Here is a 13,405-nt window from a genome sequence, read left to right on the forward strand (position 1 = left end):
CCGGGGGCCGGACTCACCACCGGCCGGCCCGGGGCTAACCGTGGTGTGTTTGGGCCCCACACCTTATCGGGGGCCGCCCCACCCCGCTACTCGTAGCTCAGCGGGTGGCGAACTGACCGGGCTTGCGCCCCTCACCGGCCGGGCCACGGTACGCCTGGGCGATTTCCAGCCACGCCTCGGCGTCCTTACCGGTGGCCTTGATCCCCAGGTCGGCGTGGTGGCGCCGGCGTGTCACCAGCAGGCAGAAGTCGACCGCCGGACCGGTGATGCGTTGCTCGGCGTGCTCCGGGCCGAACGTCCAGGTCGCGCCCGACGGGGCGGTGATCTCGAACCGGAACTCGACGTCCGGGGTCTGGAGCCCGCGGGCAAGGTAGCCGAAGTCCCAGGTCCGCACCGCGAAGCCCACCAGGTGGCCGATGCGGTCGGTGTGCGTACGCTGCACGCCCAACCCGTCCGCGATGTCCTGACCGTGTGCGAACAGCTCCATCATGCCGGCGGCGGCCAGCACGGCGGCCGGCAGCGGTCGCACGAGCCACGGCACCATCTGGTCACCCGGCAGGGCGGCCAGTGCCCGCTCGACACCGGCCCGCTCGGTACGCCACCGCTGCAACAGCACCTCCGGTGGCTCGGCGACGAACTCGGCCATCGCCGCTTTGACGTTGGCGTCGAAGTTCGGGCTGAGGGAAGCCACCACCTGCTGGAACTGCTCGGGTTTTGCCGCCGCGAGGGCCGCCAGGCGGAAGGTGGCCGCGAGGTGGGCGATCTGGTGTGCCACCGTCCACCCGGGTGCCGGGGTCGGCGTCTGCCACCGCGCCGCATCGAGACCGCTCACCAGGCGGTCGACCTCGTCGCCGTCCGCCGCTAGATCGGATACGACATTGGGTTGCTGGCTCATCTTTGTACCGTTCCTTTCGGACTGAGGGATGGGCAGGTCCGTTCGGACGACGTCCTGTCGGCGGGTCCGAACGGAACCTGAGGTGTCGGGCTCGGTCAGGCGGTACCGGCCGGCGTACGGACCGGACCGGCCGTGGCAGGTGATCGGGAGCCGATCGCCGCCGGCATGGCTTTGACCCCGTTGACGAAGTTCGACGCCAGGCGGCTCACCGGCCCGGTCAGCCGCAGCGAACGCAGGTGGGGCGACATCACCCGCAACAACGCGGTGAGCTCGGCACGGGCCAGGTGCGCGCCCAGGCAGTAGTGCGGGCCGATACCGAACGACAGTTGGCGGTTGGGGGTGCGCCCCAGGTCCAGCCGCTCCGGATCGGAGAAGACCGTGGCGTCCCGGTTGGCCGAGGTGTAGTACAGGACCACCTTCTCGCCCGCGGTCACGGCCCGGCCGCCGATCTCGGTGTCCCGGGTGGCGGTACGGCGGAACTGCATGATGGGCGTGACCCAGCGCAACAGTTCCTCCACCGCCGACTCCATCGGAACGCGACCCTCGACCAAGCGGGCGCACTCCCCCGGATGCTCGATCAGGGCCTGCATGCTTCCGGCGATCAGATGTCGGGTGGTCTCGTTGCCCGCCACCACCAGCAGCAGCCAGAAGTTGCAGAACTCGCGGTCGGTCAGCCGGATCCCGTCCACCTCGGCGCTGGCCAGCAGGCTCACCAGGTCGTCGGTGGGGCGTGCCCGACGCTCGACGCCGAGGCTGAGGGCGTACTGGAACGCCTCGGCCATCGCGGTGCGATATGCGTCGATGTCACCACCGCCGAAGTCCGGATCGTCGAAGCCGACCAGGTGGTTGCTCCACCGGTAGAGCAGAGCGCGATCCTGCTTCGGCACGCCGAGCAGATCGGCGAGGACGAGCAGCGGCAGCTCGGCGGCGAGGTCGGTCACGATGTCGAACTCGCCCGCCGCGACCACCTTGGCGACCAGAGCTTCGGCGTGCGCGTCGATGCTCGCCAGCAGTCCCCGCACCGCACGGGGGGTGAACACGGATGTCACCAGCTTGCGCAGCCGGGCATGGTGGGGATCGTCCATGTTGACCAGGAGCTGCCGGGCCTGTTGCAGGTCGGCGGGGGTGCGCGGATCGGTCAGGAAGGCCCCCTTGGCCGCCGACGAGAAGTCGGTGACCCGCCGCGACGCGGCGACCACGTCCTCGTACCTGGTCACCGCCCAGAACCCGGAGCCCCGGGTGGCCGTACGCCCCGCGGCCGTGTGCCGCGTCAGCACCGGCTCCGCGACCCAGCCGACCGGCTCGTCACGGCGCCGCCGGGCGAACTCGTCGTGCGGCACCCCCGCCACGTAGGTGGTGGGATGGGCGATGTCCGGACGACCCGTGGGCTGGCCAGTGGCGGGTCGGGACACGGGCGTGGCCGCGCCCGACAGCCCCGCGAACTTGCTCCGCAGGGCGTCCTTGCGCAGCTTGCCCGTGTCGTCGCGGGGCAGGCTGTCCACCACCCGGTACGCCCGCGGCACCTTGAACCCCGCCAGCGACGTGCGGCAGTGGGCGTCGAGGCGGGTCGCCAGATCGTCCGGGTCGGCCGCGGTCTCGGGCACGACGATGCCGACGACCCGTTCCCCGAACTCGTCGTCGGCAACCCCGATCACCGCCGCGTCGCGTACCACCGGATGACGCAGCAGCACGGCCTCGACCTCGGCGGGATAGACGTTGACTCCACCGGTAACGATCATGTCCTGGGCCCGTCCGGTGAGGAACAGGTAGCCGTCCTCGTCGACGTGGCCCACCTCGCCGTAGGTGAAGGTGTCCGGCGCAAGGTACGCCGCCTGGGTCTTCTCGGGCGCGTTGTGGTAGTGGAACCGGTTGCCGGTACGTCGGCGGAAGAAGATCTGACCGGTCTGGCCGGCAGCCACCGGCTGTCCGTCGTCGTCGACCACGACGATCTCCGAGGGTGGAACGGCCCGCCCGACACTGCCCGGCCGGGCGAGCCACTCGGTCGAGTCGATCAGGGTCACCACGCCGCCCTCGGTGGCGCCGTAGTACTCCACCAGAACCGGCCCCCACCAGTCGATCATCGACCGTTTGACCTCCGGCGGGCACGGTCCGCCGCCGTGCCACACCCGGCGCAGACTCGCCCCGGAGAACGTCTGCCGGGTGAGCGCGTCGACGCGCAACAGCCGGACGAGTTGGGTCGGCACGAGGTGCGTGACGGTGATCCGCTGCTCGTCGATGATATTCAGCGTCGCAGCCGGGTCGAAGTACGGGCGGATGACCAGCCGGCTGCCCTGGAGCAGGGAGAGCAGCGCGAAGAACAGCTGCGACGAGTGGTACCAGGGCCCGTCCAGCAGCATCCGCTCCCGGCGGGGCACGCCCAGCACCGACCGCGCGTAGTCGCACAACCGGCCCACCCGCGCGTACGGCGCGCCCGTGACGAAGAGGTTGTTGACCACACCCTTGGGCCGCCCCGTGGTGCCGGACGTGTAGAGCATCGTGGCGCCGCAGACCTGCTCCTCAGGTTCGGCCGGGGAGGCTGCGGCGAGCAGGGGCTCCACAGCGGCGAACCCCTCGACCTCCCGATCGCCGAGCACCAGTCGGGCCACCGGTCCGACCGCGCCGTCCGCCGCCGCGGCCACGGCCTTGACGTGCAGCTCCTCGGTGATCACGACACGGCTTCCCGAGTCCGACAGGATATGCCCGATCTCCGTCGCGGTGAGGTGCCAGTTGACCGGTACGACGGTGACCCCGGTGTGCAGTGCCGCCAACAGGATCTCGAAGGTCTCCCGACGGTTGCCCGTCACGCAGGCGAGCCGGTCACCGGTGCCCAGGCCCTGTGCGCGCAACAGGTGTACCCATCGGTTGATGCGCTCGGCGAGACGGATCCAGCTCGTCGCGCCGTCGGAGTCGACGATCGCGGTGGCCTCCCCGTCGTAGCCGACGTGCTCGTTCAGTAGGGTCGGCACGGCTGATCCTTCCTGTGGTCAATCGAGCAGGTCCGGCTGTGCGCGGACGATGTCGGCGTACATCGGACGGAAGTTGAGCCGGCCCATCGCCGGGGTGCCCATCACGGCGGCGGTGGCCCGCGCGACGTCGGGTCTGATCGGCACCGGAGTGCCTGCCGCCTCGGCGATCAGCTGCACCCGGGCGCAGCTGTCCATCGTGACGAACCACCAGGCGGCCTCCTGCACCGTCGTGCCGACGGTCAGCAGCCCGTGGTTGCGCAGGACGACCGCCTTGCCATCGCCCAGCACCTCGGCTATCCGCTTGCTCTCCACCGAGTCGAGCACGACCCCCTCGAAGCCCTCGTAGACCGCGTGGTCCTCGAAGAAGACGCACGCGTCCTGGGTGAGCGGGTCGAGCCGCCGGCCGAGCGCCGCCCACGCCCGGCCGTACACCGAGTGGGTGTGTGCGGCCGCGACGACGTCGGGCCGGGCGGCGTGGATCGCCGAGTGGATGGCATACCCGGCCGGGTTCACCGTGCCCGTTCCCTGCAGCACACGGCCGTCGGCGTCGACCAGGATCAGGTCGCTGACCCGGATCCGGGCGAACGGGACGGCGAACGGGTTGATCCAGAACTGGTGGGGGTCGCCCGGGTCGCGGGCTGTGATGTGCCCGCCGGCCCCCTCGTCGAAGCCCAACCGCGCGAAGATCCGGAACGCTGCGGCCAGCCGCTGCTTGCGGTAGGTCCGCTCCTCCTCGACCGTACGGGTGGGCCGGTCGCCGGTCATCCGCAGCCGCCCGCCGAGTCCGTGTCGTAGCCCCGGGGGGCGTCGATCAGCGCACCGGGAATGCCCGCCAACAGGTCACCGTAAGGCTGCGGCTGCGGCTCGGGCTGCGGCACCTCGCCGGTGCCGGTCGGCGGTCGCGGGTCGGTGCCACCGGCGACAGCCGGCGCTCGCTCGTTCATCCGTTCACTCCTTCCGGCCGCCAGGTGTCCAGGAACGCGTCCACACGATCCAGGCCCCAGAACCGATGGCGGCCCCACTTCAGGTACGGGATGCCGAACACGTCGTCGAGGTAGGCCTGGTAGAGGCAGCCGACCGCCTCCTCGCGGATGCTCTCGTCGTCCGCGGCGGCGACGGTCCGGTCGGGGTCGAGACCGGCGGCGGTCGCGGCGGTGGCGACCACCTCCGGGGTACAGATGTCATCGCCCCGTCCCCAGCGGGCCGCCACGATCGCGTCGTAGAATTCCCACTCCCGGCCCTCCTGGCGGGCGGCCAACCAGCCGAGGTGCGGAAGTTCCCACCAGGAGTCGACGTCGACCGGCCAGGCCATGTCTATGCCCCGGTTCTGGGCTAGGCGTTTGGTGTCCATCAGCATGTAGAGGTGCTTGGCGCGGCTCATCTGCTGGTAGTGGAACTCGCCGCCGCGCTCGGCCAGGGCCGCGGACGTCTTCTCGTCCGGGTCCCAGTACGGCAGGCAGTCGAACTCCGCGGACAGGTCCGGCACCACCTCGCGGAGGCGGCGCACGGTCAGCCAGCTGTACGGGCTGCGGAACGAGAAGTACAACCGCGGGCGACGGGTCACGGTCGCCCTCCGATCAGGACCCTGCTGACCTCGTCGTCCAGCTCGGCGACACTACCGGCGCCGGGACCGGCGGCGATCGCGTACCCGTGCAGGATCTTGGCCGTGGCCACCGGCACCAGCAGGTCATCGCGTTGCACGTAGCAGTCCATCCGGCCGTCGAACATCACGCCACGCAGGATGTCCTGCACCGTGAAGACGGTGTGGATGGTCTCCTCCATGTGCGCCGCGGCGATCAGCTGGATCCGGGCGCGGGAGACCACCGGAATCCAGTGCCGCTCGGTCAGCATCCGCCCGACCGAGATGCCGCGGTCGGCGAGGAACCTGTCCACCACCTCTTCCAGCGCGCGGACGTAGGCCGAGTGCTGGACCCGGTCGGAGAAGTGGCAGTGGAAGTAGCGGGCCCGCCAGGACCACAGGAACTCCCAGGGCTGGGTGCCCAACACCGCCGTCGGCGGCTGTCCCGGGGCGAGGGTACGACGGTCGGGCCGGGTGACCGTGCTGGCCTGCGCCACGTCACCGACCTCGTACGCGGCCAGCGCCGGCGGCGCGGGGACGTGGGCCGACGCGCTCCGTTCCCGTACCAGCGCCACGGTCACCTTGCCCCGTAGGACGGTGACCCACTCGCCGCCGCGGGACACCGCCAGTTGCACGATGAGACGCCGGCCGTTGTCGGCCACCACCTGCGCCTGTACCTCGTCGTCGAGTTCCAGCACCGCAGGCAGTTGCACCGAACAGTCGACCACCTCGAAGCCCAGGCCGTGCTCGTGGTAGAGCGTCCGGGCGCTGGCGCCCCGCTCGCGCAGCCACTCCAGGACCGCCTGTTCGACGAGGTAGACGAAGTGCTTGAAGCCGATCCAGGTACGGATGTTGGCTCCCTCGTACGAGGGACGGCCCGACACAACGGTCGAGCCGACCGTGGCGAGCGTCATCTCGGTCCCCTTCCAATCGTTTCGAACGCACGGCTGGTGGCGACGAACGCGGTCACGCTGTCGGCCACCCGGCGCGCCTGCCGGACGTGGCAGAAATGGTCGAACTCTTCTTCGACCTGAAGGTTCATCCCCGGCACCTCCGCGGCGAGGGCGCGGGCGGCCACCGGGGACAGCGTCGGGTCGGCCGCTCCGGCGAGCAGGAAGGTCCGTACCGCCACGTTGCTCAATCGCAACTGGGCGCTGGCGATGTACTGCTGAAACACGGTGAGGAATCCGGCGGGGCCGACCCGGTCGATGGCGGCCTCGCCCATCGCCTCCAGCACATCCGGGTCCAACGCGTCGACCCGGGCACCCATCCGGGCCCGCAGACCCTCGCGGATGTGCCGCACGAACGTGACCCGGGCCTGGTCGAACATGTCCCAGGTGACCGAGTGCTGCGGCTGCCGGTAGAGCGGACAGACGAGGATCACCGCCGGCGCGGGGCGCGGGTCACGCGCACACAGCAGGGTCAGGGCGGCGTTGGCCCCGAACGAGTGGGTGATCAACACGTCCGGCCGGACGCCGAGTTGCTCGAGACCGTCTCCCAGCCAGTCCCCCGCCGGGCGGTGGCCCCACCGGTAGTCGTTGCCCGAACGCCACGGCAGGTCCAGCGCGACCATCCGCCAGGTCGGGTCGAGCTCGGCGGCGAGGGGGCGCCAGGTCGTCCAGGGATCTTCGAGGCCGTGCGCGAAGACCACGAGCGGGCCGCCCGGCGTACCCGGCCGCAAGGTGTGCAGCGACACTTCCGCGTTCTCCATCAGGACCTCCGCACCGAAGCCGCGCTGACGAGCGCGCCCCGATCCCGGTCGCCGACCACGCCGACCGTCTGGTGGCCCTCGTCGGCGACCAGGTGTGCGGCGGTGGCGAGGGCGACGATGTCGTGTGCCCCGTAGAACTCGCCCCACTGGCGGGCCAGCACCACTCCCCGACGGCCCACCAACAGCCGCGGCGGGTGCGGCCAGCGCTGATTCCGCACCAGGTCCAGCACGACCGGGGCTGCGGTGTCGCTCGGCCGGTGCCGTTCGAGCACCAGGCAGGCTGCGCCGCGGCGCAGCGGCACCGACGACGTGTCGTGGTCGTACAGACCGGCGGCGACCTCGTCGTCCGGCTCCGCGCCGACGAGCACCACGCGACGGGCCCGGTTGGCCCGCAGCAGCAGTCCCGCCGTGGCGAGGGCGTCCATCCCGGCCGACCGACCAGAGCAGACCAGCAGGTTCGGGCCACCGAACCCGAACCACAGCGCGACGCTGCTGGCGATGACGTTGCTCGACACGTTCGGCGCGTCGAGGACGCTGACCCGACCCCCGCCCTCCTCGGCGACGGTCTGCGCGACCCGGGCGACCGCGGCGACGTTACCGAGGTTGCTCGCGACGACCACGGCGGTGTCCACGGACAGTTCCCGATCGGGCCGGCGACCTGGCTCCAGACCCAACGCCCGATGTACGGCGCACAGCGCCAGTCGGGTCGCCGGCTCCTTCGCCAGCAAACCCTTACGGCCCAGCACCTGCGAAGCCTGCTCCGGCTCGGGCGCCGCCTGCCACGCCCAGTTTCCCCGAGGCTTACCGATTTCCTCGGCGAGCGTGGCACCCACCGCGACTCCGGGCAGGTGCAGGCTCCAGCCGGTCACCAGGAACGTCGTCTGGCTCATACCCGCCCCACCAGGGTCACCGCGTTGACTCCGCCGAACCCGAACGCGTTCACCTGCACCAGGTCGGGTCTGGCCACGACCGGTCTCCCCCGAACGAACCGCAGGCCCTCTCCCTCAGGCAGGACCTCGGTGAGCCCGGCGATCGGCGGCACCAGGCCCTGCGCCAGACAGTGCACCGCCACGTCGAGGTTGACCAGGGCAGCGGCACCGGAGGTGTGCCCGACCGCCCCCTTGACCGCGGTGACGAGCGGGTCGGCGCCGGCGCCCAGCAACACCTTGCGCAGCGCCTCGCTCTCCGCCGGATCGTTGAGCGCGGTCGCCGTCCCGTGGGCTACCACGACGTCCACCTCCTCCGGACCGCGGCCGCCGCGGGCGTACGCATCGCGCATGGCGCGGCTGATGCCCTCGACGTCGGGGGCCGTCTCGTGGAAGGCGTCACAGGACAGTCCGGTGGCGACCAGCCGGCCGAGCGTGGGTCCGGTCCAGCCGTCGGGCACCACGACCACGGCCGCCCCGGCGTCGCCGAGCAGCACACCGTCGCGGGCCCGGTCGAACGGGCGCACCTGACGGGTCGGCACCGGGGCGACCCGGCCGATCATCGCCAGCATCGAGCGGGTCATCGTGTCCGCGCCCCCCACGATGACCGCGTCCGCCTCACCGCACTCGACGAGGTCCTGCGCCAACGCCAGCGCGTGCCCGCCCGCGCTGCACGCGTTGGAGAACGTCACGACGTCGGTGATGCCGGCGAACGCGTTGCCGACTGCCCCGGCGAAGTGCAGTCGCTCCACCGAGAACCGGGCCCGGTCGGCCGCGAACTCCTCCACCGCCGACAGTTCACCGAGCCCGGTGCCGACCAACGCGACGACCCGCTGCCGTGACGGGTCGAGGCCGGCCTGGCGGGCCGCCCGTGCCACGCACTGCGCCAGCAGCCGGCTCGCCCGAAACGGGCGACCCGGCTCGTCGTCGGGCACGTGGTAGCCGTAGTCCACCCCGATCCGGTCCGCCTCGGGCAGCCGCAACGGTCCGGCGCCGCAGGCGCCGTCGAGCAGACCGGCGAAGGTGTGCGTACCGTCGCCCAGGCAGGTCTGGATGGCGCTAGCCGCGATCAGAGCCGTCATCGGACATCCTCTCCACCAGCGCGGCACCAACGGCACCGCCAGCGCCTCGACCGGTGAGCAGCGCGAGGCCACGGTGCCCGCCGGCCAGCACCACGGCGAGCGCCACGGCACCGGACGCCGCGTCGCACTCGCCGAGCATCCGCTTCGGCAGCAGCCGCCGGGGCTCGACGCCGAGCGCACGCGTGGCCGGGCCGTACTCACGCCGGTCGTCATCGGCGGACTCGCCGGTCACCACCAGGTCCACGTCCGCGCCGACCCGGCCGGCGCGCCGCAGAACACGGTCGACGCATCCGGTCAACGCCCGCTCGGCCCCCCCGTCACCGCCGGGCCCGTACGCCGTGGCGACCGCGAGGATCCGCGCCCGTGGCGTCAGCCTGGCCCAGGCGGGCGGCTGTTCGGAAGTGAGCACGAACAGGGCGGCGGCCTCACCTGAGGTCACCTGGCCGGTGGCGCCGGTCAGGTGCGAGGCCCACGCCCGGTGCGGGGTGAACTCCTCGACGGCGCCGGCGAGCATCACGTCGTTGTAGCCGCGGTCCAGCACGTTGTTCGCGTAGCGCAGGGCATTCAGGAAGGCAAGTGGGCCACCGGCGACGGTCGCGTTGACGCCCATCAGCCCGAACTTGATCGCCACCTGGCCGGCGGCGCAGTTCATCACGGTGTTCGGGAACAGCATCGGGTTGACCAGGTATGGCCTCTCCTGCACCAGGGTGTCGCGGGTGTAGTCGCTTGTCGACTTGAAGCTGCCGAGGCTGGTGCCGAGGGCGACGCCGACCCGGGCTCGGTTGGTCTCGTCGATGGTCAGCTCTGCCCTGCGCAGCACGTCCTGGCAGCAGACCACCGACAGCGCGGTGGCCCGGTCGAGGGTACTGGTGCCCTTACGCCCCATGTGTGTACGCACGTCGAAGTCGACCAGCGCGTGCCCGGTGGACGCCGGCAGCCCGGCATAGAGGCCACCGACCGCGACACCCGGATCGGCACTCTCACCGTCGCGGGCCGCGAGCCAGTCGATCAGGGCCTGCTCGCCAACGCCGGCCGAGGTCACCGCGCTGTAGGTGCTCACCAGAACGGGGCTCATCCGACCGCTCCAAGCATGACGATGGCGTTGTTGCCGCCGAAGGCGAACCCGTCGTTCTGCACCACCCGCACGTCGGCGGAGCGGGCCACGTTGGGCACCGGGTCGATGCCGACCAGCGCCGGGTCCGAGGTGGACCAGTTGATCGTCGGCGGCAGGAACCCGTGGTGGATCGCGAGCACGGAGGCGATGGCGCCGAAGCCGCATGCCGCACCCATGGTGTGCCCGATCATCGATTTGATCGAGCTGACCGGCGGGGGCTCGGCACCGAAGACATCCAGGATCGCCCGTCCCTCCACCATGTCGTTGGCGGGGGTGCCGGTGCCGTGGGCGCAGATGTAGCTCACGTCCTCCGGCTTGACGCCCGCGTTTCGGTGGGCGATGCGCATGCATTCGGCCACGCTCGCCATGTCCGGGGAGACCGGATGCTTGGCGTCGCAGTTGAGGCCGTAGCCCAGCAACTCGGCGTAGACCCGGGCGCCACGGGCCTGGGCGTGGTCGAACGTCTCGAGGACGATGGCCGCGCCCCCCTCGCCGGTGAGGATGCCCGACCGGTCCCGGTCGAAGGGGGCGCAGACGGTGCCGGTGAGGGCACCGAGCCGGAAGAAGCCGGCATGCGCCCACCGGCACACCGAATCCGCCCCGCCTGCGATCACCACGTCCGCCTCGCCGGAGACCAGCAGGTCGTAGCCGTAGCCGATCGCGTAGTTGCTGGCCGAGCAGGCGGTGGCCAGGGTCAGCGACTCACCCGTGAGGTCGAGTTCCTCGCTGACGGCGTTGGCGAGCCGGTTGGCCGGCAGTTGCCGCAGCAGCACGGGGTCCTGCGCGGCGAAGCCACCGTCCACCATCTGCGCGGTGAGCGCCTCGACGACCTGCGACTCGCCGCTGGTCGTGCCCACCACGCTGTGGGCACGACCCGGAGCGACCGATTCGATGTCGAGGCCCGCGTCGTCGACGGCCAGACGAGCCGCGCTCGCCGCGAACAGACTGGATCTACCCCACCGGTACGGATCGATGCGGCGCACGTAGTCGGTCGGGCGGAAGTCCTGCACCTCTCCCGCGTCCTGGTACGGGAAGCCGGTCGGGTCGAAGCTGGCGATGCGAGAGATGCCCGACCGGCCCTCCCGCAGGGCCTCGGCGAACGCCGACCGGCCGATGCCGATGTTCGAGACCGGCCCCAAGCCGGTGACCGCTACGCGAACCACGGTCAGCTCTTCGCTGCCGAGTGCCGCAGAACAGCGGCGTGCACGGCCTTGAGATTGCGCAGATCCGGCAGCTCAGCCTGCGGGATCTCCACCTTGAACTGCTTGTCGAGCCGGGCGAGGATCTCGATCGCACGCAGCGAGTCGGCGCCGTAGTCCTCCATGAAGTCGCCGGTGTCGGTGAGCTCCTCGGGCTCCAGTTCGAGCACCTCCGCGACCATCTCGCGGATGTCCGCCAACTGCTGCTCGTTCTTGTCCATCTCTAGTCCTTCCCGAAATGACGAACTGCCTTCTGGCCGGTCCGGGCCGGTGCGCCTGGCACCGGTCCGGTCCGGGGACTGACGGGGCGTCGGGTGGCGACGAGACTGGATACGGTGGCGATCCTCCGGTCGCCCACCCATGTCTCACCCGACGCGAAAGCGGTGTCGGCGATGACCGTGTCGAGTCGGACCTCGTGGCGCAGCACGTCACCGGGAAGGGCGACGCCCTCGAACCGGTAGTCCGAGGCGCCGATGAACATGAGCACCTGGTCCGCGTCGTTCGGGTCCGGCACCCGTCCGTTGAGCCACAACAACGCGGCGCTCTGCCCAAACGACTCGATGAGCAGCGAGGACGGGTAGGCGTACTGCCACGGTTCGGCGCCGTCGGTGAGGTCCGCATAGCAGGGATCGGTGCCGCTGACCGCCTTGAGGGTCCGGATCCGGTTGTGTGGCACGAGTTCCAGCACCCGGTCCACCAGCAGCAGCGGGTACCGCTGCGGCAGGACCGCCCGGACTTCGACGTGCTCATGCATGAGGTAGCTCCCGGGGTCCGAACTCGGCGCGCAGCCGCGCGGCGACGACGCCGTCGGTGCGGAGGCCCTCGCCGCGGACCAGCCAGCCGGTGGGCTGCGGGGTCGCGGTCAGCCTCAGGGTCAACTCGTCGCCGTCGAGGAACGGAGCGAGGAACCGCACCGACCGCAGCCGGCGCAGCACCGTGGGCGCACCGCCGGCGCGATCCACGGCCAGCGCCAGCGCCTGCCCCGCGGCCTCGATCACGAACACTCCGGGCAGCACCGCCAGAGTGGGAAAGTGCCCCCGGGTCGTGGCCTGCCCCGCCACGACCCGCAGGCGGGCGGTGATCTCAAGCCCGTCGGTGGTCTGCTCGACCACGTACGAGTCCACAGCCTGCAGCGGCGCGGCCCGGTCGTACGCCGGTTGCGTGACGGCGTCGGCGGTCACAGCGTGATCCCCCCGTCGACCTGCAACACCTGACCGGTGATGTACGCCGCCCGCTCCGACAGCAGGAACGCGACCAACTCGGCGACGTCGTCGGCGGTACCGAAGCGACGCAGCGGGATGTCGGCCAACGCCTTGTCCCGCAGCTTCGCCGGCAGGGCGTCGGTCATGTCCGTCTCGATGAAGCCGGGCGCGACCGCGTTGACCCGGATGCCGTACGAAGCGACCTCCTTGGCCAGCGACTTCGTCAGCCCGATGATGCCGGCCTTGCTGGCCCCGTAGGCCGTCTGTCCGACGTTGCCGTAGATGCCCGCCACCGAGGACATGTTGACGATGGCCCCGGCTCGGTTCTTCATGAACCGGAAGGCGAGCGTCCGGCAGAAGTTCCAGGTGCCGGTGAGGTTGGTGGACAACACGGCGTCCCAGTCCTGCGGCCCGCTCATCACCAGGTGCTTGTCCCGGGTGATGCCCGCGTTGTTGACCAGCAGGTCGACCGGACCGATCTCGGCCTCGGCGGCGCGGACGAACTCGTCGACAGCGATCGGATCGCTGACCTCGCACTCGGCGAAGTACGTCGGCACGCCCAGCTGGCGTACGTCGTCGGCGGTGCGGCACGACGCCTCGCTGGCCCGCTGGTAGCACCCCGCGATCGCGTAGCCCTCGCGGGCCAGGCGCAGCGCCACGGCCCGGCCGATGCCGCGCGACGCCCCAGTCACCAATGCCCGGTGCTGCTCAGCCACGTCTGCCCCCATCTC

Annotated in this window: 15 protein-coding genes; all 15 read right to left on the minus strand. The window is 71.2% G+C overall.

Annotated elements, in window-relative coordinates:
• Positions 1-97 precede the first annotated feature (97 nt).
• Positions 98-895 carry a TIGR03084 family metal-binding protein gene (locus ACLQ2T_RS22735; protein WP_425768374.1) on the minus strand — a complete coding sequence of 266 codons (798 nt, stop codon included), beginning with the start codon at positions 893-895 and terminating at the stop codon, positions 98-100.
• A 95-nt stretch (positions 896-990) separates the two neighbouring features.
• Positions 991-3,861, minus strand: a complete 2,871-nt coding sequence (locus ACLQ2T_RS22740; protein ID WP_425768375.1) for a cytochrome P450 — start codon at positions 3,859-3,861, stop codon at positions 991-993.
• A gap of 18 nt (positions 3,862-3,879) precedes the next feature.
• Positions 3,880-4,626 (minus strand): class II aldolase/adducin family protein, encoded by a 747-nt coding sequence (locus ACLQ2T_RS22745; RefSeq protein ID WP_425768376.1) that lies wholly within the window; start codon positions 4,624-4,626, stop codon positions 3,880-3,882.
• A complete protein-coding gene (locus ACLQ2T_RS22750; RefSeq protein ID WP_425768377.1) occupies positions 4,623-4,805 on the minus strand; it encodes a hypothetical protein in 183 nt (60 codons plus the stop codon). The genes ACLQ2T_RS22745 and ACLQ2T_RS22750 overlap by 4 nt, the downstream gene beginning before the upstream one ends.
• On the minus strand, positions 4,802-5,425 hold the full coding sequence (locus ACLQ2T_RS22755; RefSeq protein WP_425768378.1) for a DsbA family protein: 624 nt from the start codon (positions 5,423-5,425) through the stop codon (positions 4,802-4,804). Before ACLQ2T_RS22755 ends, ACLQ2T_RS22750 begins: the two co-directional genes overlap by 4 nt.
• Positions 5,422-6,354, minus strand: coding sequence for a thioesterase (locus ACLQ2T_RS22760; protein ID WP_425768379.1), 933 nt, complete (start codon positions 6,352-6,354; stop codon positions 5,422-5,424). Before ACLQ2T_RS22760 ends, ACLQ2T_RS22755 begins: the two co-directional genes overlap by 4 nt.
• A complete protein-coding gene (locus ACLQ2T_RS22765; protein ID WP_425768380.1) occupies positions 6,351-7,151 on the minus strand; it encodes an alpha/beta fold hydrolase in 801 nt (266 codons plus the stop codon). The genes ACLQ2T_RS22760 and ACLQ2T_RS22765 overlap by 4 nt, the downstream gene beginning before the upstream one ends.
• Positions 7,151-8,041: a beta-ketoacyl synthase N-terminal-like domain-containing protein gene (locus ACLQ2T_RS22770; RefSeq protein ID WP_425768381.1), complete on the minus strand. Its 891-nt coding sequence runs from the start codon at positions 8,039-8,041 to the stop codon at positions 7,151-7,153. The genes ACLQ2T_RS22765 and ACLQ2T_RS22770 overlap by 1 nt, the downstream gene beginning before the upstream one ends.
• Positions 8,038-9,159 carry a beta-ketoacyl-[acyl-carrier-protein] synthase family protein gene (locus ACLQ2T_RS22775; protein ID WP_425768382.1) on the minus strand — a complete coding sequence of 374 codons (1,122 nt, stop codon included), beginning with the start codon at positions 9,157-9,159 and terminating at the stop codon, positions 8,038-8,040. Before ACLQ2T_RS22775 ends, ACLQ2T_RS22770 begins: the two co-directional genes overlap by 4 nt.
• Positions 9,137-10,234 carry a beta-ketoacyl synthase N-terminal-like domain-containing protein gene (locus ACLQ2T_RS22780; protein ID WP_425768383.1) on the minus strand — a complete coding sequence of 366 codons (1,098 nt, stop codon included), beginning with the start codon at positions 10,232-10,234 and terminating at the stop codon, positions 9,137-9,139. The genes ACLQ2T_RS22775 and ACLQ2T_RS22780 overlap by 23 nt, the downstream gene beginning before the upstream one ends.
• Positions 10,231-11,436 carry a beta-ketoacyl-[acyl-carrier-protein] synthase family protein gene (locus tag ACLQ2T_RS22785; protein ID WP_425768384.1) on the minus strand — a complete coding sequence of 402 codons (1,206 nt, stop codon included), beginning with the start codon at positions 11,434-11,436 and terminating at the stop codon, positions 10,231-10,233. The genes ACLQ2T_RS22780 and ACLQ2T_RS22785 overlap by 4 nt, the downstream gene beginning before the upstream one ends.
• Before the next feature lie 2 nt (positions 11,437-11,438).
• Positions 11,439-11,693: an acyl carrier protein gene (locus ACLQ2T_RS22790; RefSeq protein ID WP_425768385.1), complete on the minus strand. Its 255-nt coding sequence runs from the start codon at positions 11,691-11,693 to the stop codon at positions 11,439-11,441.
• A gap of 2 nt (positions 11,694-11,695) precedes the next feature.
• Positions 11,696-12,226, minus strand: coding sequence for a 3-hydroxyacyl-ACP dehydratase FabZ family protein (locus tag ACLQ2T_RS22795; RefSeq protein ID WP_425768386.1), 531 nt, complete (start codon positions 12,224-12,226; stop codon positions 11,696-11,698).
• Complete coding sequence (locus ACLQ2T_RS22800; RefSeq protein ID WP_425768387.1) at positions 12,219-12,653, minus strand: hypothetical protein; 435 nt, start codon at positions 12,651-12,653, stop codon at positions 12,219-12,221. Before ACLQ2T_RS22800 ends, ACLQ2T_RS22795 begins: the two co-directional genes overlap by 8 nt.
• Positions 12,650-13,390: a 3-oxoacyl-[acyl-carrier-protein] reductase gene (gene fabG, locus ACLQ2T_RS22805; RefSeq protein WP_425768388.1), complete on the minus strand. Its 741-nt coding sequence runs from the start codon at positions 13,388-13,390 to the stop codon at positions 12,650-12,652. The genes ACLQ2T_RS22800 and fabG overlap by 4 nt, the downstream gene beginning before the upstream one ends.
• Positions 13,391-13,405: the final 15 nt, after the last annotated feature.

It is taken from the genome of Micromonospora sp. DT229 (genome assembly GCF_049844505.1).
Taxonomy (GTDB): domain Bacteria; phylum Actinomycetota; class Actinomycetes; order Mycobacteriales; family Micromonosporaceae; genus Micromonospora.

Coding starts and splice junctions, on each gene's coding strand:
- ACLQ2T_RS22735 (WP_425768374.1), bottom strand. CDS start 895: ATGAGCCAGCAACCCAATGTCGTATCCGATCTAGCGGCGGACGGCGAC.
- ACLQ2T_RS22760 (WP_425768379.1), bottom strand. CDS start 6,354: ATGACGCTCGCCACGGTCGGCTCGACCGTTGTGTCGGGCCGTCCCTCG.
- ACLQ2T_RS22790 (WP_425768385.1), bottom strand. CDS start 11,693: ATGGACAAGAACGAGCAGCAGTTGGCGGACATCCGCGAGATGGTCGCG.
- ACLQ2T_RS22770 (WP_425768381.1), bottom strand. CDS start 8,041: ATGAGCCAGACGACGTTCCTGGTGACCGGCTGGAGCCTGCACCTGCCC.
- ACLQ2T_RS22765 (WP_425768380.1), bottom strand. CDS start 7,151: ATGGAGAACGCGGAAGTGTCGCTGCACACCTTGCGGCCGGGTACGCCG.
- ACLQ2T_RS22780 (WP_425768383.1), bottom strand. CDS start 10,234: ATGAGCCCCGTTCTGGTGAGCACCTACAGCGCGGTGACCTCGGCCGGC.
- ACLQ2T_RS22775 (WP_425768382.1), bottom strand. CDS start 9,159: ATGACGGCTCTGATCGCGGCTAGCGCCATCCAGACCTGCCTGGGCGAC.
- ACLQ2T_RS22795 (WP_425768386.1), bottom strand. CDS start 12,226: ATGCATGAGCACGTCGAAGTCCGGGCGGTCCTGCCGCAGCGGTACCCG.
- ACLQ2T_RS22750 (WP_425768377.1), bottom strand. CDS start 4,805: ATGAACGAGCGAGCGCCGGCTGTCGCCGGTGGCACCGACCCGCGACCG.
- ACLQ2T_RS22745 (WP_425768376.1), bottom strand. CDS start 4,626: ATGACCGGCGACCGGCCCACCCGTACGGTCGAGGAGGAGCGGACCTAC.